The organism is Vibrio hepatarius (genome assembly GCF_001274785.1).
Lineage (GTDB): Bacteria > Pseudomonadota > Gammaproteobacteria > Enterobacterales > Vibrionaceae > Vibrio > Vibrio hepatarius.
Genome location: NZ_LHPI01000001.1, coordinates 243,894 through 263,162 on the forward strand (window position 1 = coordinate 243,894; position 19,269 = coordinate 263,162).

Annotated in this window: 18 protein-coding genes; 10 read left to right on the forward strand and 8 right to left on the reverse strand. The window is 45.1% G+C overall.

The annotated features are described in order from the left end of the window. Window positions 1-208 precede the first annotated feature (208 nt). Entirely contained in the window at window positions 209-988 is a 780-nt protein-coding gene (locus tag AKJ31_RS01160) for a transporter substrate-binding domain-containing protein (protein WP_053407255.1), read from the forward strand. 54 nt (window positions 989-1,042) lie between these two features. Here AKJ31_RS01160 and AKJ31_RS01165 read toward each other — a convergent pair whose 3' ends face one another. Next, the gene (locus AKJ31_RS01165; protein WP_053407256.1) at window positions 1,043-2,479 is read right to left on the reverse strand and encodes a coniferyl aldehyde dehydrogenase; all 1,437 of its coding nucleotides are present in this window, start codon (window positions 2,477-2,479) and stop codon (window positions 1,043-1,045) included. A 333-nt stretch (window positions 2,480-2,812) separates the two neighbouring features. On the opposite strand from AKJ31_RS01165, the gene AKJ31_RS01170 reads away from it, so the two are divergent. The 9 genes from AKJ31_RS01170 to AKJ31_RS01210 all read left to right on the forward strand — a co-directional run bounded on the left by AKJ31_RS01170 (window position 2,813) and on the right by AKJ31_RS01210 (window position 11,195). Continuing rightward, the gene (locus AKJ31_RS01170; protein ID WP_053407257.1) at window positions 2,813-3,634 is read left to right on the forward strand and encodes a transketolase; all 822 of its coding nucleotides are present in this window, start codon (window positions 2,813-2,815) and stop codon (window positions 3,632-3,634) included. Between the two features lie 14 nt (window positions 3,635-3,648). After that, on the forward strand, window positions 3,649-4,626 hold the full coding sequence (locus tag AKJ31_RS01175) for a transketolase family protein (RefSeq protein WP_053407258.1): 978 nt from the start codon (window positions 3,649-3,651) through the stop codon (window positions 4,624-4,626). A 14-nt stretch (window positions 4,627-4,640) separates the two neighbouring features. Beyond that, window positions 4,641-5,675, forward strand: coding sequence for a zinc-dependent alcohol dehydrogenase (locus AKJ31_RS01180; protein ID WP_053407259.1), 1,035 nt, complete (start codon window positions 4,641-4,643; stop codon window positions 5,673-5,675). A 108-nt stretch (window positions 5,676-5,783) separates the two neighbouring features. Further along, complete coding sequence (locus AKJ31_RS01185) at window positions 5,784-6,254, forward strand: GFA family protein (protein WP_053407260.1); 471 nt, start codon at window positions 5,784-5,786, stop codon at window positions 6,252-6,254. A gap of 335 nt (window positions 6,255-6,589) precedes the next feature. After that, window positions 6,590-7,606 carry a helix-turn-helix transcriptional regulator gene (locus AKJ31_RS01190; RefSeq protein WP_053407261.1) on the forward strand — a complete coding sequence of 339 codons (1,017 nt, stop codon included), beginning with the start codon at window positions 6,590-6,592 and terminating at the stop codon, window positions 7,604-7,606. Window positions 7,607-7,610: 4 nt separating this feature from the next. Then, window positions 7,611-8,621, forward strand: coding sequence for a zinc-dependent alcohol dehydrogenase (locus tag AKJ31_RS01195; protein WP_053407262.1), 1,011 nt, complete (start codon window positions 7,611-7,613; stop codon window positions 8,619-8,621). A gap of 184 nt (window positions 8,622-8,805) precedes the next feature. Then, complete coding sequence (locus AKJ31_RS01200) at window positions 8,806-9,393, forward strand: TetR/AcrR family transcriptional regulator (RefSeq protein ID WP_053407964.1); 588 nt, start codon at window positions 8,806-8,808, stop codon at window positions 9,391-9,393. 108 nt (window positions 9,394-9,501) lie between these two features. After that, a complete protein-coding gene (locus tag AKJ31_RS01205) occupies window positions 9,502-10,542 on the forward strand; it encodes an NADP-dependent oxidoreductase (RefSeq protein WP_053407965.1) in 1,041 nt (346 codons plus the stop codon). Window positions 10,543-10,562: 20 nt separating this feature from the next. Continuing rightward, window positions 10,563-11,195 (forward strand): glutathione S-transferase family protein, encoded by a 633-nt coding sequence (locus AKJ31_RS01210; RefSeq protein WP_053407263.1) that lies wholly within the window; start codon window positions 10,563-10,565, stop codon window positions 11,193-11,195. A gap of 255 nt (window positions 11,196-11,450) precedes the next feature. Here AKJ31_RS01210 and fucO read toward each other — a convergent pair whose 3' ends face one another. The 7 genes from fucO to AKJ31_RS01245 form a co-directional block, all read right to left on the reverse strand. Beyond that, entirely contained in the window at window positions 11,451-12,599 is a 1,149-nt protein-coding gene (gene fucO / locus AKJ31_RS01215) for a lactaldehyde reductase (RefSeq protein WP_053407264.1), read from the reverse strand. A 13-nt stretch (window positions 12,600-12,612) separates the two neighbouring features. Next, window positions 12,613-13,260: an L-fuculose-phosphate aldolase gene (gene fucA / locus AKJ31_RS01220; RefSeq protein WP_053407265.1), complete on the reverse strand. Its 648-nt coding sequence runs from the start codon at window positions 13,258-13,260 to the stop codon at window positions 12,613-12,615. An 11-nt stretch (window positions 13,261-13,271) separates the two neighbouring features. Beyond that, window positions 13,272-13,703 (reverse strand): L-fucose mutarotase, encoded by a 432-nt coding sequence (gene fucU, locus AKJ31_RS01225; protein WP_053407266.1) that lies wholly within the window; start codon window positions 13,701-13,703, stop codon window positions 13,272-13,274. Next, complete coding sequence (fucK, locus tag AKJ31_RS01230; RefSeq protein ID WP_053407267.1) at window positions 13,696-15,150, reverse strand: L-fuculokinase; 1,455 nt, start codon at window positions 15,148-15,150, stop codon at window positions 13,696-13,698. Before fucK ends, fucU begins: the two co-directional genes overlap by 8 nt. A 42-nt stretch (window positions 15,151-15,192) precedes the next feature. Continuing rightward, window positions 15,193-16,941: an L-fucose isomerase gene (gene fucI, locus AKJ31_RS01235; RefSeq protein WP_053407268.1), complete on the reverse strand. Its 1,749-nt coding sequence runs from the start codon at window positions 16,939-16,941 to the stop codon at window positions 15,193-15,195. Window positions 16,942-16,974: 33 nt separating this feature from the next. After that, complete coding sequence (gene fucP, locus AKJ31_RS01240) at window positions 16,975-18,285, reverse strand: L-fucose:H+ symporter permease (RefSeq protein WP_053407269.1); 1,311 nt, start codon at window positions 18,283-18,285, stop codon at window positions 16,975-16,977. A gap of 107 nt (window positions 18,286-18,392) precedes the next feature. Then, window positions 18,393-19,091, reverse strand: coding sequence for a DeoR/GlpR family DNA-binding transcription regulator (locus AKJ31_RS01245; RefSeq protein WP_211263027.1), 699 nt, complete (start codon window positions 19,089-19,091; stop codon window positions 18,393-18,395). Window positions 19,092-19,269 lie beyond the last annotated feature (178 nt).

Consider the following 19,269-nt stretch of genomic DNA (forward strand, 5'->3'; position numbering starts at 1 on the left):
CGCCAACGACCATTGTTCTTATCGAGATAAATCTCATTTGTGTCAGTTTTGTTAACAATATGTGCTAGCTATTTTTAGCCGTAGGTGCAATTATTCTAACCTATTCACTCAGTTTGGTATGAAGGTTCGTCTTTTGACTATTCTGAAGCTGAATTGATTGGTTCACACCAAATACTCTATTCAGGGATAAAAATCACAAGGAACTAAAATGAAGAAAATACTATTTGCGCTGTTGGTTGGCTTTGGATTAACAAGTAACGCATTCGCGAAAGAATGGAACACGATCCGCTTTATGGTTGAAGGCGCGTATCCTCCGTTTAACTGGACCTCAGAAGAAGGGGAGCTAGTCGGCTTCGATGTCGATTTAGCCAACGCACTATGTGATGAATTGAACGTGAAATGCGTGATTCGCAAACAAGATTGGGATGGCATTATTCCAGCATTATTGGCGAGAAAGAGCGATGCGATTATTGCCGCGATGACCATCACCCCAGCGAGAGAAAAGAAAGTCGCATTCACGACGCCATACGCGATGGTGCCGCAACGATTTGTTATGAGCAAAGAGCGTGAAATCGACCCAAGCGAAAAGGGCATGGATGGTATTGTTGTCGGCGTGCAACGAGCAACAGTCGGTGATCAGTACCTAAGCCACGCGTATCCGAATATTGAGCTGCGTCGTTATAACACTTTTGATGAGGCGTTCTCGGACTTAATCAGCGGCCGTTTAGATACCGTATTTGGCGGGGCGATTGGTCTACGCAGCGGTTTCTTGGATACCGAAGACGGTCAAGATTTCCACTTTACTGGTCCTTCTTACACTGAGCCAAAATGGTTTGGTAAAGGCGTCGGTATTGCGGTGCGTAAGCAAGATAAAGATCTGCAAGCATTACTGAACAAAGGTCTTGAAGCTGTGATCGTCAACGGCACACATAAAAAGATCGCGAGCAAATACTTCTCTTACGACATTTATAACGTCGATGGCATGTAAAAGTCAGCGCAACAACCTTGGCACATCCCAGTGCCAAGGTTACTAAGCGGGATTTTATGATTTAAGTTTGGCAACGAGCTTAAGTGCTTTATCAGCGAAGTCCGTGTAAGGTGGCATAAAGAACTTCATGCTAGAAAATCCACCTCGATAAAACACTGGGCGAAGTTTTGAGAAGGTTAAAAAACCTTCGTATCCATGGTAGTGGCCCATGCCGCTGGCCCCGACACCACCAAATGGCATATCGTGTTGTGCGACGTGAAATAGCGCATCGTTCACACAGACGCCACCAGAAAGTAGACGATTAATGTAGTAGTCTGCAAGCGACTTATCATTGGTAAACGGATACATCGCCAATGGACGGTCTCTCTCAATTATATAATCAATAACCTGTTCTCTATCTTGGTATGTTTTTACCATCAGAATAGGGCCGAAGGTTTCTCTTTGGCTGATAATTGCGTCCTCGCTTGGGTCAATTACTAGCATCAGCGGAAACTTTCTTGCAAACGCGTCGGGTTCTTGATTACTCAAGTTGATAATTTCAGCGCCGTTGTTTTGCGCGTCTTCCAAAGTATCTAATAACCGTTGGAAGGATTTGCTATCAATAATCGATGTATAGTCGTCGCTATGGATATCGGGACAATGCTTTTTAACCCAGGTTTGTGCATTAGACACAAACTCATTGAGTTTACTTTTAGGTACAAATGCGTAGTCAACGTTGACACATATTTGTCCGGCGTTGAACTGTTTGACATGCATAATGCGCTCAACCGCTTTTTCCGTCGGGTAGTCTGGTGCAATGATCGCAGGTGACTTACCACCTAGCTCTAAACTGACAGGAGTGAGATTCGCAGAAGCCGCAGCCATCACTTTACGCCCAGTCATGCCAGAACCAGTGAAGAATAGGTGGTCAAAAGGTAGTTTGGAGAATTCGATCCCCACTTCACCAGTTTCTTCAAAAAAAGCCAGTTTCTCGATGGCAAAATACTTGGGTGAGATTTGTTTAAGTAAACGAGTTAAGTGAATGGAGTTTTCGGACATTTTTACCATGGCGCGGTTACCTGCTGCAAAAGCTGCCGAAATAACAGAGAAACTTAAATTTAATGGGAAGTTCCATGGCGTAATAATTCCAACTACGCCAATAGCTTGAGGAATGACTTTATTTTTAGCACCCGTATATAATATTTGATCTACTTTCCTGCTTTGTGGTTTCATCCACTTTTTCAAGTGTTTAATATTAAATGTAATATCTTCTGTTACTGGAATTATCTCAGCAATTAATGTTTCATGATACGAGCGGTTACCATAGTCTTTATTTATCGCTTCAATTATTTCATCACGATTGTCATTAATCATTTTTTTTAGATTAAATAGGTGCTTCTTTCGCTCTTGATATGGTTCCTGTCCTAAATTATTGAACGCTTTTCTCTGAGCATGCAAGCATTGCTCTAACTGAAAGCTTGTTTCGTTTACCAACAGAGTTGCCTGATTCATAGTTACCTACTTAATTAATATTTGACTCTTTCATTAATGCTAACATTTAAATTAAAACAATTAATAGATATGTTTAATTTTTAGATTATTAAATATAATTAAAAATCAACAATAACGAAGTTTAATGAACATGATCATACATGGATGGAGCGTATTTCAGCAAAAATTAGTATTTAAAAGTGTAAGGTTATTCACAAAAATAATATTAAACAAATAAAAGGTAAATATTGTCCCTGTTTTTTTAAAACGATGTAAATTTTGTCCATGGCAAGAACCAAATATCGAGAATAGTCTTCATCTGGCTAACGATAAACAGTTACAGGGACAGAGAATATGTATGCAGAGAATAAAATAGCGGAAATCGAACAGTTCGCTAAAAATGTCAGAATCGCTACGTTAAATGAGTTTGCGAGCCGTGGATTCGGCCATTTAGGTGGTTCTATGTCAATGGTTGAAATCATCAGTGTGCTGTACATGGATGAACTAAAGCATAACCCGCAAGAACCGAGATGGGTGAATAGAGACCGCCTTGTATGTTCCAAAGGGCATTGTGGTCCGTCACTATATTCTGCACTAGCGCTGCGTGGATTCTTTCCAATGGAAATGTTGCAAACACTGAACCAGAACGGAACGAACTTACCTAGTCACTGCGATATGCAAAAAACACCAGGTATTGATTTTACTACGGGTTCTCTTGGTCAAGGACTTTCAGTGGCCTCAGGGGCAGCGTATGCGCTTAAGCTAAAAGGTTTAGACAACCGTGTCTTTTGCATCGTCGGTGATGGAGAGCTGCAAGAAGGTCAGAACTGGGAAGCCATCATGAATATTGCAAATAAGAAGATTGACAACTTGGTGTTGTTTGTCGACTTCAACAAGATGCAACTGGATGGCCCTTTAGAAGCGATTAACGATCTTGCTGGGCTAGATAAAAAGTTTGAAGCCTTTAACTGGAATGTTGAGAACATCGACGGCCACGACATCTGCGAAATCAAACGCTCTATCGAGAGTGCGAAAGCCTGTGAAGGAAAACCAACCGTGATTATCTGCAATACCTTAAAAGGTAAGGGCGTTAACTGGGCTGAAAACGAGTGGAACCACCACGTCCCGGTGACTGAAGAACTAGCAGAACAAGCGATTACGGCACTAAATGCATAAGGGATGATAGAACCATGGGTGTAAAACTAGCAAACATTAATGAAAAATACGAAGACACATTAGCGTCGGTTTACAGCTCTTACCTTTATGAAGGTCTGGGCAGAACGGATGATATCGTTCACGTTGAGTGTGATTTAGGTCTGTCTCTGTTTAAATTTGACATGATGAAGTTCATCGAGAACTACCCAACAAGGCTGATCAATGTTGGGATTGCCGAAGCCAATGCGATCGGCTTCGCAGCGGGACTTTCACAAGAAGGCTTTGTTTCCTACGTTCATTCATTTGGGCCGTTCATGTCTCGTCGCGTAATGGATCAAGTGTTTATCTCTGGTGCTTATTCAAAAGCAAACGTCAAGATTCTTGGTACAGACCCAGGTGTCAGTGCAGCGTTCAATGGCGGTACACATATGCCATTTGAAGACATTGCGGTGATGCGCTCAATTCCGGAAATCAAAATTGTTGAGATTACCGACAATGTTGCAGCCAAAGCTCTGTTTCCTCAAATCGAAAAAGACTATGGCATGTACTATGTTCGCATGGTGAGAGCCAATGTTGATAAGGTCTACGAAGAAGGTTCGACTTTCGAGATTGGCAAAGGAAATATTCTACAAGACGGCTCTGATGTCACTTTGATTGCCTATGGGGTGATGGTTTCTGAGTCCTTAAAAGCGGCGAAACTGTTAGAAGAACAGGGCATATCTGCTCGCGTAGTGGATATGTTTACTATTCGTCCTCTTGACCGTGATTTGGTGGTGAAGTGTGCTCAAGAAACAGGGGCGATTGTTACAGCCGAAAACCACAGTGTGAATGGTGGCTTAGGTGATGCTGTCACGCAAGTGGTGATGCAAGAGCACATTTGCCCAGTAGAGCGAGTCGCCGTGCTTGAGCGATTTGGTCAAACGGGTGATATGGCCTTTTTGAAAGAAGAGTATGGGTTGACTGCGGAAAACATCGCCCGCGCTGCTAAGCAAGCTATCAGCAAAAAACGCTAACAAGGAGTGACATCATGAAGAGAACAGCCGCTATTCTGACTGGACCAAAAAAATTCCAGATCATTGAAGAGGATATCCCTGCGATTCAACCCCATGAAGTCTTGGTTGAGGTTGAAGCCATCGGCTTGTGTCACTCAGATATGCCAACGTATCTCGGTGACAGCCAGCTTGGTTTTGATGAACGTGGTCATATGGCGATGATCAAAGACATCCAATACCCAGCTCATATCGGCCATGAGTCTGTAGGCGTTATTACAGAAGTCGGCAGTGAAGTTAGCGACTATAAAGTGGGCGATTATGTCGGCTTTATCCCTGCTGTGGCTGGTTTTGCGTCGCATCTGGTGGTGCCTGCTGCCTTTTGTATACCAATTCCGAACGAGCTACCACGCGAAGAGCTGAAGTACTGTTTGGCAGAGCCGCTAATGTGTGTCGGCAATATCGTCAAAGTGGCCAACCCAAGTTTGGGTGAAACGGTGGCAGTCGTCGGCTGTGGCATGATGGGGCTATTGACTATTGCTGGCTTAAAACACAGTGCAGCGAGCAAAATCATTGCCGTTGACGTGCAAGATAGCCGTTTAGAGTTAGCGAAAGAGCTAGGCGCTACCCATACTATCAATCCGACTTCGGGGAATTTGACTGACTTAGTTGATGAGTTAACCGATCGATTGGGTGCGGACGTCGTGGTCGAAATAACAGGCAGTTTACGCGGTCTTAAAACAGCACTAAAAGTCGTACGATACGGTGATCTACTGGGCTCTGCTGGTCGAGGGAAAATATTGATTCCTTCGTTGTATGCGAAAGAGGAGACTTGGGATCCTGAGATTGGCTATGAACTCGCGTATCGTTCACCGGTTCTGCACTCGGTACACCCTCTTTATGCGGAAGACTATATCAAGGTGGCAAAAGAGAGTATTGAAGCGTCAGCGAAAGGCATTCTGCCCATTAAGAAACTGATAAGCCACGAGTTTACTCTCGACGATATCCAGAAAGGATTTGAGTTGATGGAGAGTGGTGACCCTCGCTATATCAAAGGCATTATTAAACCGTAATGCGCCATAACTGACGGATAGAAACAGCCCGTTAGCGGTACTTTACCGCCAACGGGCTTTAGTCTGTTCAACGTGAGCCGGATTGAATTTCAAACCGAGAATCAACTTATGATCAAACACTTAGTAACACCACAACATGCGAGTTGCCAATGCGGAGCCTGTTCGTTTGAGTTGGCAGAGTCTACGGCTGTTGCGCGCTTTATATGTCACTGTACGATTTGTCAGCAATTCAACAATAAACCGTTTGCCGATGTAACAATATTAAAAGCCAAAAATTTACAGCCTGCGTCAGAAGAAAATGTTGAGTTTAAAAAGTACAAATTGCCTCCAAATATCAAGCGTGGGTTGTGTAAACGCTGTGGGGAGCCTGCAATCGAAATAGGTGGAATGGGCCCAGTAAAAATTGCTTTTATACCGACAGATAATTTTAAAAACGCGAGTGAACTTCCACCACCTGCGATCCATATGTTTTATCACCGACGTGTTGAAGACATGATCGATGAGTTGCCAAAATATGAAGGGTATTTAAGCAGCGAGTTCGCTGTAATGAAACTAATGTACGGAGTATTGAAAGCCTAGTGGAATCACACCTAAACGGATTCCGTATTCTTACGTTATCAACGGGCATCTCAAATAAATAACGGTGGTTTCTAGAGATGGATGTTACTTTTATTCATGGTGTCTATTATTCGCCATGTTGTATTTGTGCTTCATAAGGGTATAGGTTCATTTGTGATAGTAGTGGCGTTGAACAAAGGTGAACACGCTGCACGTAAGCACACTTCAGTTGTTGATAGTATGTAACATTTTGGGTAATGTGAAATTCATATAAATAATCGTAACATCGTATTAACTTGGTGCTATGTGCTGCTAGGTTGTAATTTTTGAGATGTTCGTGTTGTAGAGTGGATTTTATGCCGGAAGTAATGGTTATTTCTGAAAACAGAATGTTGCTAAAAAGCCTTAGTCATTTACTCAAAACAGAGCATCAGATAAAACCACGATTGGTCTATTACAGTGCAGATGCTTTAGATAGTTTTGTCGCGTATAAACCGCACTTTGTCATCATCGACGCCCATGTCATGGTTCCTCTCAACACATTAATTAATGACTTTTCTCAAAGCGGGCAAGACTTCAAGGTTATTGTTATTGACGATGGAGAAGAGCGAAAAACGCGAAACAATGTCGTGTTTGTTTCAAAGGATGAGTTAGCGCACGTTAGTCGCTACATAGACAATCGAGTAGTCGATAGCGGTGAGTTGATCTCGGAGCAACGTGATCGAGATGCAGAACGAGAAACCAGGAAGGTTTCATTTATTGATCACTATGAATTGTTTAAGAGCGTATTCGTTAGCGCTATAAATAATGACGCTAACTTACTTAACGAGCAGCTGAGATTCGTTTACTTTGAGACGGTCTCAACTCATCACGATAGAGATGTGGTTCCACAACTAAGAGAATTTTCCGCTTTCACCTGTGAACTATTTAAGTTCGTATTAGACCCAAATCTCAAACCCAGTCATCACAGCTTTATCTCTATTGAACATGAATTTAACGAGATGAATCGTTTCTTTACGCAAGTATCGACAGGGCTGAAATCGCGAAACTTGTCTGACAATGTCAAAAAATCAATAACTTATGTCTTTGACCATTACGATAAGGAGCTCTCTCTTGATGGAATGGCCGAGCATCTAAACATCTCTAAGCCCTACCTCAGCCGAGTATTTAAAGCTGAGTTGGGGATGACATTCTTAGAGTTACTCCAGTGCTTGAGAGTGTTTATCGCTAAGCAATATCTCTTTGAATACCAGCACAATATCAGTGAGATCTCGGAAAAAGTTGGCTATTTAGATCCCCATTACTTTTCGCGGTTATTCAAAAAGCATACGGGCCTATCTCCTAAAGAGTATCGCGAACAGATGAGAAAATAATAAGATGAAAGCACTGGTAAGAACAAAATTTGAAACGCTCGACATCGTTGAGATCGAAACGCCTCAACTCAAAGAGAAAGACGATATAAAGATCAGAATGGTGTATTCAAGCTTTTGTCGTGACGATATGCGTTTTGAAGATAAGTCTGACATCTTTGCCCATACCGGAATTATGGGACATGAAGCGGTAGGTATCATTGAAGAGCTCGGTGAATATGCCCAGTATTCAGGTTACTCGATCGGTGACTTGGTAATGGTGCTACCGTGGAGCTTTTGTGGACATTGCCATTACTGTCTGGCACAAAAGCCTCAGTATTGTAATCAATCACATATACATCAGGGGACAATTTGCCAATTTATCGTCCGTAGTTGTCGGCAAGTGATCAAAGTGCCCAATAAACTCAACTACAAACACGCGATTATGATGGAGCCTGTTGGAGCGATAGTTGAAGCGCTATCGACACTCAATATCAGCTACAGCACTAGAGTTGCGATTATTGGCGGAGGGTTCATTGGCCAGAGTTTTGTTAAGTTTATTAAACTGCGTGGCGCGCGTGAGATTACTGTCATTGAGCCGATTGCCGAAAGGCGCGAGCAAGCCCTAAAATACGGGGCTGATTTTGTCATTGATCCAAATTCTTCTGATTTTCATTTTGACCTATCTGATTGTTGTGAGCACGAGGGCTACAACGTGATTATCGAAACGTCCTCAGATATCAATATGATAGAAACCACGCTGCCGTACTTGTCTAAAGGTGGAGCGATGAAAATCTTTACTTATTACGGCAGTAAAGAAAAAGTATCGTTGCCTCTTCTCAACTTGTACGCATCCAATATCACCATTAGTTGGACCAGTTTATGTGGTATTGAAAGTGTTCTCACCGCGGCGCACATGATAGAGAAGCTGTCATTGGATAATTTGATTACAGCAGAGTTTGATTTTGATGATGCGATCAGCGCTTTTGAGTCGTACAAAACGCTTGAGCATTTTAAAGTCGGTATAAAGAACTTTTAGATATTAGTCGCGTGAGGGCGTTTCTCACGCTAATTTGCTTTGCTTGCCATACTTATTGTTTTCGATTGTTTCTGCAGATAATTCAATAACCTGAGAAAATCATAATCTCTCCCCCAAGACATACGTGCAATGCCAATTACTTTTCTACTAGACGACTGGTCTAATTGGATCTATCATGCCCGCCATGAACGCAAAAACAAACGACACACGTCAGCACATCTTACAAGTCGGTTACGACCTTATCGTGACCAAAGGCTTTACCAGTGTTGGCCTATCTGAACTACTGAAAACGGCTAATGTGCCGAAGGGCTCTTTTTATCACTACTTTAAGTCAAAAGAGCACTTTGGTGAGTCACTGATTCAAGATTACTTCACCAACTATCTGAGCGATATTGCTCCGCTGTTCGAGAGTCCAGCAAAGACAGGATATCAGTCTTTGATCGAGTACTTTGAACGCTGGATGGATCTGGACAATGGTTGTTGTAATGCGAATAAGTGTTTGATCGTAAAACTCAGTGCAGAAGTGTCTGATTTGTCAGAGTCTATGCGTTTAGCGCTGCGAAGTGGCGCAGATAAAATCATCGCTGCAATTGCTCAATGTATAGAAAAAGGCATTGCAGATGGCTCTATCGATGTCAAAGATAGCGAGAAAGCCGCACACCAAATCTATTATGTTTGGGTTGGTGCCAGCCTGTTGAATAAGCTGTACCAAGATCAATCAGGGCTGAAACAGTGCCTAGAAAACACCAAACTGTTGCTCAAAGGGCAGTAAAAACTGCCGGAAAATCACCGCTGATCTATTTGGCGGTTTTTTTGAAATAATTACTAGACGACTGGTCTAATTGATTGGTCAAAATCAGGAGAACTTCCTATGTCACCTATGCAAAAGTCACCTTCGCAAAACAACCGCCGTATCGTACTCGCGTCACGCCCGCATGGCGCACCAGAGTCAGACAACTTTCGACTAGAGACGGTAGACAAGCCTGTACCGCAAGACGGTGAGATGTTGCTGCGCAGTGTGTACCTTTCTTTAGACCCATATATGCGTGGCCGCATGAGCGATGCAAAATCTTACGCTGAACCTGTGGCGATCGACGACGTGATGGTCGGTGGTACAGTATGCCAAGTTGAAGTCTCTCGCCATCCAGATTTTGAAGAGGGCGATTGGGTATTGGCTTACACCGGTTGGCAAGACTACGGCATCTCGAACGGTGAAGGTCTAATCAACTTAGGTAAAAAACCAGCGCAACCTTCTTATGCGCTAGGCATTATGGGCATGCCAGGCTTTACTGCGTACATGGGTTTGCTCGATATCGGCCAGCCAAAAGCGGGTGAAACGTTAGTTGTTGCCGCAGCAACCGGGCCTGTAGGCGCAACTGTTGGGCAGATTGGTAAAATCAAAGGCTGTCGCGTAATCGGCGTAGCTGGCGGTGAAGAAAAATGCCGCTACGCGAAAGAAGTTCTAGGTTTTGATGAGTGTCTTGACCACTACGCAGATGATTTCGCGCAGCAATTGGCGTCGGTATGTGACAAGGGTATCGACGTTTATTTTGAAAACGTAGGTGGCAAAGTGTTTGATGCGGTTCTACCATTGCTTAACACCAGTGCTCGAGTGCCACTGTGTGGTCTTGTCTCTCAATACAATGCGACGTCGTTGCCTGAAGGTCCAGACCGTTTAGCACTATTGATGGGTCAGCTATTGGTGAAACGCATTAAGATGCAAGGCTTCATCATCTTTGACGACTATGCTCACCGCTACAATGAGTTCGCTGAAGACATGACTAAATGGTTGTCTGAAGGCCGAATTCAATACAAAGAGCAAGTGGTTGAAGGGCTAGAAAATGCGCCAGAAGCGTTCAAAGGTCTGCTAGAAGGAAAGAACTTCGGCAAACTTGTGATTAAAACTAACGAACCACTATAAGCGTCAAACGGGAAAGTAAAATGATCAAACTTCACCACTTAAATCAGTCTCGCTCAAAGCGAATCATCTGGTTACTTGAAGAGTTAGGACTGGATTATGAAGTCGTTGCTTACCAGCGTGATAGCGTCACCTTTCTTGCACCGCCAGAGCTGAAAAGTGTTCACCCACTCGGTAAGTCTCCAGTGATTGAGGAAGAGGGGACCGTGATCACTGAGTCGGGTGCGATTACCGAGTACCTGATTGAAAAATACGGCGCAGACAAGTTAGCCCCAAAGCGTGGCACTCAAGAGTATACCGAATATCTACAGTGGCTTCATTTCGCAGAAAGTTCGGCGATTTTACCGCTTCTGCTTAAAGTGTTTGTCGCGAAAGATGGTGCAGAGATGAACTTTCTGGACGGCTACGCAGAGGTAGAAACGCAAAAAGTGATGAGCTACTTTGATGCGAGCTTAGAAGGTAAGACGTACTTGGTTGAAGAGCGCCTAACGGGTGCTGATATCATGATGTCGTTTATTGCTGAGATGCTCTACAAGTTTGGTATGTTGGAGCAGTTTAGCAATATTAAGCGTTACGCTGCACTGTTGGCGGAGCATCCTGCTTACCAACAAGCGAATGCCATCGAAGCGGATTACGACGTGACCGTAAGTCATTAAGTCTGACGCTTTATACCAATCGTAGTAAATAACTGCTCATTCTAGCTTGTTAAAATGCTCGGTAACTGCGTTAAAATTTTTGATTGTAGAATAGCTACTTATCGAAAAATTTTGCCTTGTTCTCAAGCATTTTTTCTACGCTATTTCTGACCATTTACTTACTGTGATTGGTATTAGATTTAAAATTACTACCATACATAACAAAAGCCGCTGGATTTCAGCGGCTTTTTTTGACTTTAAAATACGTTCAGATGTTTATAAGCATTCTAGGTACAGCGCTTCAATCTCTTTTGCGGTCGGTTGGCGAGGGTTGCCACCTAAACATGGATCGGCGAGGGCTTTGTCAATCCAACTCTGGAAGTCTTGCTGCCTGATGCCAAGACTCGAAAACCCAGCAGGAATACCGACACGCTTCGAAAGCTGGCGAATCAAATCCACCGCCAATTCCGCTGCTTGTTGGTCATCAAGCTGCTCGGTTTTTCCACCCATCACATTGGCAATATCGCGGAAGCGTTCCGGGCACTGTTTCGCGTTGAACGCACAGACTTGGGGTAGCAGTATCGCGTTGCACACACCATGTGGAAGGTTGTGCGTTGCGCCTGGCTGGTGAGCCATCGCGTGAACCAGTCCTAACCCTGCGCTATTAAATGCCATGCCCGCAAGGAACTGGGCGTTAGCGAGTTCTTCACGCGCTTTGAGGTTTTGACCATCTTCCACAGCGATAGGTAACCACTGGCTGATCAAACGAATCGCTTCTAACGCGGTCGGTTTGGTTAGCGTGTGTGCTCCCGGTGTTACGTAAGCTTCAACGGCGTGTGTTAGCGCATCCATCCCTGTTGCCGCGGTTACGTGGCTAGGTAGGTTGACCATTAAGGTTGGGTCGTTGACGGCGATGTCTGGGATCTGCTTTGAGTCGATGATGACCATTTTGACTTGGCGTGTTTCATCAGTGATCACCGAGTTAGAGGTCATTTCCGCCGCCGTTCCGGCTGTGGTGTTGATCGCAATAAAGAAATCACCCGCGTGCTGAACTTTGCCGATCCCGTCGTAGTCGACGATATCGCCCGCGTTGGCCGCCACGATGCGAATCGCTTTCGCGCAGTCCACTGGGCTGCCACCACCAACAGCAATGAAGCAGTCACACTCAGAATCGATGTAGGTTGAAAGACCTTCACGTACTAGTGTGGCAGTCGGGTTTGGGGTGACTTTATCAAACAACACATAATCGATTGATGCTTGATCAAGCAACTCAAACAGATGATCCAAAATCCCTAGCTCGACAAGGTTGTTGTCGGTAACGACCAATGCTCGCTTTACGGGTTGCTGGCTTAGCGTTGCGATTGCATCATCAACGGCGCCAACGCCAGAATAGCTGAGCTTTGGAAGGTTTAAAGCAAAAGCCATAACTTACTCCTGATTATTTTTCGACGCGTAGGCCGTAAGACTTGAATTTTTCCAGTACCACTTGCATTGATGCATCGTCCAGCGTTGGGACATCTGGGTTAATCGCAAGTGCTTTCAGGTACAGGTCGGCCAGTACTTCGACTTCATGTGCCAGCCACAAGGCTTTGTCTAGGTTCGCTTCACCAGCAATTAAACCGTGATGCTGGAGCAAAATTGCTTTGCTCTTAGAAATGCCTTCTTCAACGTATTTCGCGAGTCGAGAGCTACCGAAAGTTGCGTACGGCACACAAGGGATTTCTGTCGCGCCCGAAGCAGCGATCATGTAGTGAATCGCTGGGATCGATTTGTTCAAGATAGAGACTGCCGCGCAGTTGATCGCATGGTTGTGTACTACCGCGTTCATGTCTGGGCGGTGCTGGTAACACGTTAGGTGGAACAGCCATTCTGAAGAGGGAAGCTTACCTTCTTCAAAGGTGCCGTCTTCCGCGACATAAACAATGTGCTCAGGGGTTAGTTTTTCGTATGGGATGCCAGTTGGCGTGATCAGCATACCGTTGTCAAAGCGCACGCTGACGTTACCGGCGGTGCCTTGATTAAGACCCAAGCGGGTCATTTCTAAACAGGTATCGATAATTTGTTGAGAGAGTTCAATTCGATTCATTTCATTAATCCTTAAATGCTGGTTACGCCTTTCTTGAGAATGATGTTGCCGTACTTCGCTGTTTCTCCGGTGAGTACCACGGCGTAGCACTGCTTTACGCGCTCGTAGAATGCATAGCGCTCAATACGTTGAATGTGATTGCTGTTTACTTGTGCTGCTGACATAGCTTGGCAATATTTCGCTTCCACACTTGGGTCGAGCTCGTCGCCGCTTACGGCTTGCATCATTGCTAGTGGTTGCGGCACGTATTGGTCCAATTCGAATAACGGAGTGACGCCTTCGAGTAGGGTATCGACGCCAACGCCGTCGCAGCGAATCACGTTGTTGCTGAAGGTATGCGCCGGAAAATGGGCATCGGCGAACAGGATTTCATCGCCATGCCCCATTTCTGACAGCGTGGCCAACAGTGATGGTGAAATTGCAGGATGGATACCTTTAAGCATGGCTGTGCTCCTGATTAACTGGGTTTGTGGTAGACGCCGTTTGTGGAGAAACGACGCGAAGTTTGGGCTTCATGTTTTGTTGGGATTCGTTGATGGAACGGTAATACCCAGCGCCATAAAAGGCGTACATTGCTGCGCCAATCACGGTCGCTTCTGCTTGTTCGACAATATGAAGCGGACGCTGCAACGCATTGGCGCGTAATTGGTTCCAAAGTGGATTTTTGGTCCCACCGCCAACCACCACGACTGGACCGTTGTTTAGTTGGCACAATTGATTGAGATACGAAAAACGCTGCGCTAGTTGTTGGCTTAAACCTTCGAACACGGCGCGAACGATCTGGCCGCGAGAGGTATGGATAGACAGTCCTTCGATCGAGCCTTGACCGATGCCACTTTCATCAACCGCTAGATTGGGTTTAAACACCACACCACCAGCTGCTGAGCCAGCGTCTTCTGCTTCTTGAATCATGGTGGCGTAAAGCTCGCTAGACCCTTTTTCAGCGCCGTAGAACTGTTTGGCGACCCATTCAACCACAGCGCTGGAGAGCCATTGAATCGCAGGGTTGTATAAATCCTTTTGTGAGTCGAGCTCGACAGTAACGCCGTTTGCTAATGCTTGTTGATTCAAGGCGGGGCGCTGGCTGCGCGCCATTAGTATTTCCCAAGTTCCTGAACTTAAAAATGCTTGGTTTTCTTCTGCGCCAGAACCGACGAGGGCAAATTGCGTATCGTGACCCGCAGAAATGACAGGCGTACCAGAGACCAACCCCAATTGTTGGGAGGCATCCTGACTGAGTGAACCCACCTGTTCTCCCGCCATAATAAGCGGCGCAAAGTGGTTAGGTGTTAAGTCTAGGTAGTCCAACGCCTTTTTACTCCAATCGCAGGTGCTAAGGTCTGTTAGCATCGACGTGCCCGCCATGGTGTAGTCGGTGGTCATGACACCAGTCAGCTTGTGAGTGATCATCGATGAAATAAAGACAAACTTATCCATCTTGGCGTAGACGTTTGGCTCATATTCTTTTAGCCAACGTAACTTGTAGAGGGTATTGAAACTGTAATCACCAATACCGTTGTCTTGATACAGGTCTAGGCGATTAAGTTCTTGCTCGACCTTAGTCATCATCGGTATGGTTCTTGGGCATTTCCAAGAAATGATGGGGTAAAGTTGTTTTCCGTCACTATCAAAAGGTGCGCCGTCGACACCAAATGTGGTTACCGTTACAGCTAGGATGTTTTTCGCGCCGACTTGATTCACGACGTGCTTACCGCACTCGACCAACTTCTGCCAAATGTCGTCAAAATCCCAGATGTGGAAGTCTGGATTTTGCGCGTCACATTTGGTCGCGTTTTTGATGAAGTGAGACGCGACGATTGCCCCTTTGGGATCAATCGCGATAGCACGTAAGTTCGTCGCTCCACAATCTAAAACAATCACTACGGACATAGAGACTCCTAAAAGGGCGGGAGAGTCTCCCGCCGATAGTGGTTACTTGTACAAAGGACCGAAGTTTGCGCAAGCGCGGTAGTCTTGGCCTTCTTTGTCCTGACCAAATGCCGTCCACGTGTGAGGTCGGAAGATCTCTTGCTCTTCGACGTTGTGCATCGCAACTGGGATACGCAACATAGACGCCAGCGTAATCAAGTCAGCACCGACATGGCCGTAAGTGATAACACAGTGGTTCGCGCCCCAATTCGCCATCACTGAGTAAACGTCTTTAAACGCACCCTCTCCGGTGATACGAGGAGCAAACCAAGTAGTTGGCCAAGTTGGGTTGGTACGCTCGTTAAGCGTTTCATGTACCTCGGCTGGTAACGTCACTGAGTGACCTTCCGCGATTTGCAGCACAGGACCGATGCCTTTGATGATGTTGATACGGTGCATCGTAAATGGCATACCGCCGTGAGTGAGGAAGTTGGAAGAGAAACCGCCGCCACGGAAGTATTCAACATCGGCTGGTGGCCATTGCGTTGCGCTTAAACATGCTTCTGCGTCTTGCGCGTTCATTTCCCAGTGAGGTTTGAAGACAGACGAGCCTTGCTCATCGCGCGCTTCACCACAGCCATCCAGTGCCGCAGAGCCTGAGTTAATTAAGTGAATCAATCCGGACTCAGGACGATAGCCACTAACACGCTCAACCGAATCTTGAGACCAATATGTACGGACGTCACAGAATACTTGCGCCTGACCTGTCAACATTTTGCCAAACAGCATGTTCACACCATTCAAGCAGTCGTTTTCAGTCGCAATCGCAAACGGCTCGCGGATACCATTCCAGTCAAACGTAGAGTTAAGCACCGCTTCACTAAAGTCACCGTTTGGTAGGTGATCGGTCCAATGACGTTGGCCTTGGAAGCCGCCAGCAACTGCGTTGTGTCCCATCGCTTCTTCTGCGTAACCCATCTCTGCCAGTTTCGGGTTACCGACCATCAGGTCACGCATGATCATAGTCATCTTGACCACCGTTTCCCAATCATCGGTTTTACGCTCTTCGGTCATCGGTACGCGGTTGTAATCTTTGCCTTCTTTGCAGTGTTCTTTCGCCCAAGATAGTGCTAGTCCAAACTCTTCTTTGTCGAAGATTTCGCGGTCTAGGCGACGTTTGATTTCGGTCATATCGACATACTCATTGCGCATGCCTAAGTAGTGTTGGAAGAACGGTTGGTCCACGATAGAACCCGCGATCCCCATAGATACAGAGCCCATTGACAGGTAAGACTTACCGCGAATCGTCGCAACGGTCAGACCTGCGCGACAGAAGCGAAGGATCTTATCCTGAACATCACTTGGGATAGAGGTGTCATCTTTGTCTTGAACTTCTTCACCGTAGATAGAAAATGCTGGCAAACCAAGCTGCGAGTGACCAGCCATTGCTGCGGCTAGATAAACCGCCCCTGGGCGCTCGGTGCCGTTAAAGCCCCAAATCGCTTTTGGTAGATGCGGGTCCATATCCAGCGTTTGCGTGCCGTAACACCAACAAGGCGTTACCGTAATGGAGAGACCAACGTTCTCACGTTTGAATTTTTCAGCGCATGCTGCTGCTTCTGCAACACCACCAATGGTTGTGTCTGCGATGACACATTCGACTTTTTCACCGCTAACGTGGCGTACATTTTCAATGATGAAATTTGCCAGATTGTTAGCCATGTTCATTGTTTGATCTTCAAGAGATTCACGAACACCAAGACGACGACCGTCGATGGTAGGGCGAATACCGATTTTTACTAAGTTACTCATTTTTTGATTCTCTTATTTCACATTAACGTTGGATTATTTTTGGATCTGGTAGCCTTTAAGGCCGAAGTAGACTAGGTAGATGAAACCAACCAGCGGGATAACGAACGCCGCTTGAATGCCCATCGAGTCAGAGAGTTGTCCCATAATGGCGGTCAGTACCGCGCCACCCAGAATCGCCATGATTAAGCAACTGCCACCGAACTTAGAATCGCTACCAAGGTCGCGTAGAGACAAACCGAAAATGGTCGGGAACATGAGTGACATACACGCTGAGATACCCACCAGAGCGTAAGCGCCAGTTGTACCGCCAACAGTCATCAGGGTTAGGACAAGCAACGCAGCGATGAATGCCAGTGCAGCCAGAAGCCTTTCAGGAGCGATGTATTTCATCAGGCCAACACAGATGAAGCGGAACGCGCTAAACACCACAATCGAAGCGAGTAGGAAGTTTGACGCTTCTGCTTCTGAGCCACCGACTTGCGTCATCACGTAACGAATTGTCCATGACCAACAACCGATCTGCGCGCCGACGTAAAAGAACTGACCGATCACACCACGTACAAAGTGCTTTTTCTTCAGTAGTCGGCCAAACGTTGCGCTCAGTGAGTGGTCTGAACCGCCTGTTGGTACCACTTCGCGAGCATTCGGCATCTTGGTGAAAGCGATCGCTAACCACACCACGATAATGACAGCGGCAACGGCGAGATAAGGCATCATCACCGCGCTGAGTTCTGAGGTTTGAATCGCACCAAGTTGCTCAGATGACATCGCAGCACGTTCTGCGTCGGTGGCAGGGTGGAGCTGAGAAAGGATGTAGATTTTACCTATCAGTACACCAGTAATAGAGCCGACAGGGTTGAACGCTTGGGCAATATTAAGTCGACGAGTCGCAGTGGCTTCAGGTCCCATTGCAATGATGTATGGGTTTGCACTGGTTTCTAGAATGGACAGGCCACCCGCTAATACAAATAGTGCCATTAAGAAAGGTAAATATTCCATTGCCTGCGCCGCAGGGTAGAAAAGCAACGCACCAGAAGCAAATAGGCCGAGTCCAAGTAATACGCCCGCTTTATAGCTATAGCGTTGAATAAATATTGCTGCAGGTAGTGCCAATACAAAATAAGCACCATAAAATGCAGTTTGCACTAATCCTGATTGCATATCAGTTAAAGTAAATACTTTACGAAATTGTGCGATCAGCACGTCCGTCATATTATTTGCTAGCCCCCAAAGAGCAAAGCAAGAGGTCAGTAAGATAAAAGGAATTAAAATGGATTTAGGGATAACTTGGTTACTATTATTATCCAGTCTAATTTCTTTTTCAGGTGATAATGTGTCCGTCATTTTTTATTTCCTTCAGATACAGTTATCCCTCTAATAGTTAAATTAGGGATTTTCACGTTATTGGTTTATGGATTTTATAATGTTAAAAAATAGTATTTATTGTTTGTTTATATGTTTGAAATAAGTATGTCTATTTCATCGAAATTGCATATTTTAAGTAGACTCTTCTTCTTGTACTTACTCTTATCTGCGAGAAGAATGACTTTTTCCGAAACCTCAATGAATGTTCTTTTAATGTCGTAGTTGTACTCGTTTGAGTCCCAAACACCATTGAGTTCATCAAAGCCGTCGCAAGATATGACACATAGATCAAGCGCCATTTCTGATAGGGTGTTTTTCGCGATCATGCCATAGAACGCTTTGTACTTTTCAGAAAAATGGCCACCTAAGCTAATGATTGAAATGTTCTTTTTGCCACACAGTACACTAATATTATTTATTGAGTTAGTTACCACTGTGCAGCGAATATCCGGCATAGATTGCGCGACCAACCAACTGGATGAACTCGCGTCCAAGCCTATAACCGAACCTTCATAAATATTGGAAATAACCTTATCGACTAAATGTTTTTTATCGATGACGTTGTTATTCGCCCGATTATTAAATGAAGTGCCTTCATCACGATACTGCTTGCATATTGCGCCACCATGAACTCGAACCACTTCACCTTTATTGTCGAGGATTTTTAAATCTCGACGAATAGTTTCGACCGAGACATTAAGCTCTTCGGCTAAGTCGTTGACTGAAACTCGCCCAACTTTTCCTATCACTTTTAAAATATGGCCTGCTCGGGTTAATGCTTGCATTAATAAACTACTCATTTATCTCGGATGGACTGAGTATTAATTTAACCCCGTTGAAATACTACGACGGAGATCACAGCAAGTTCTGCTTTGCCCATTTTTGACCGAAATGGTGAATAACTACACAAAAAAACGGGCATTTTGTGTGGAAAGCGGGCATGAATATTTGATTTGTTAGGCG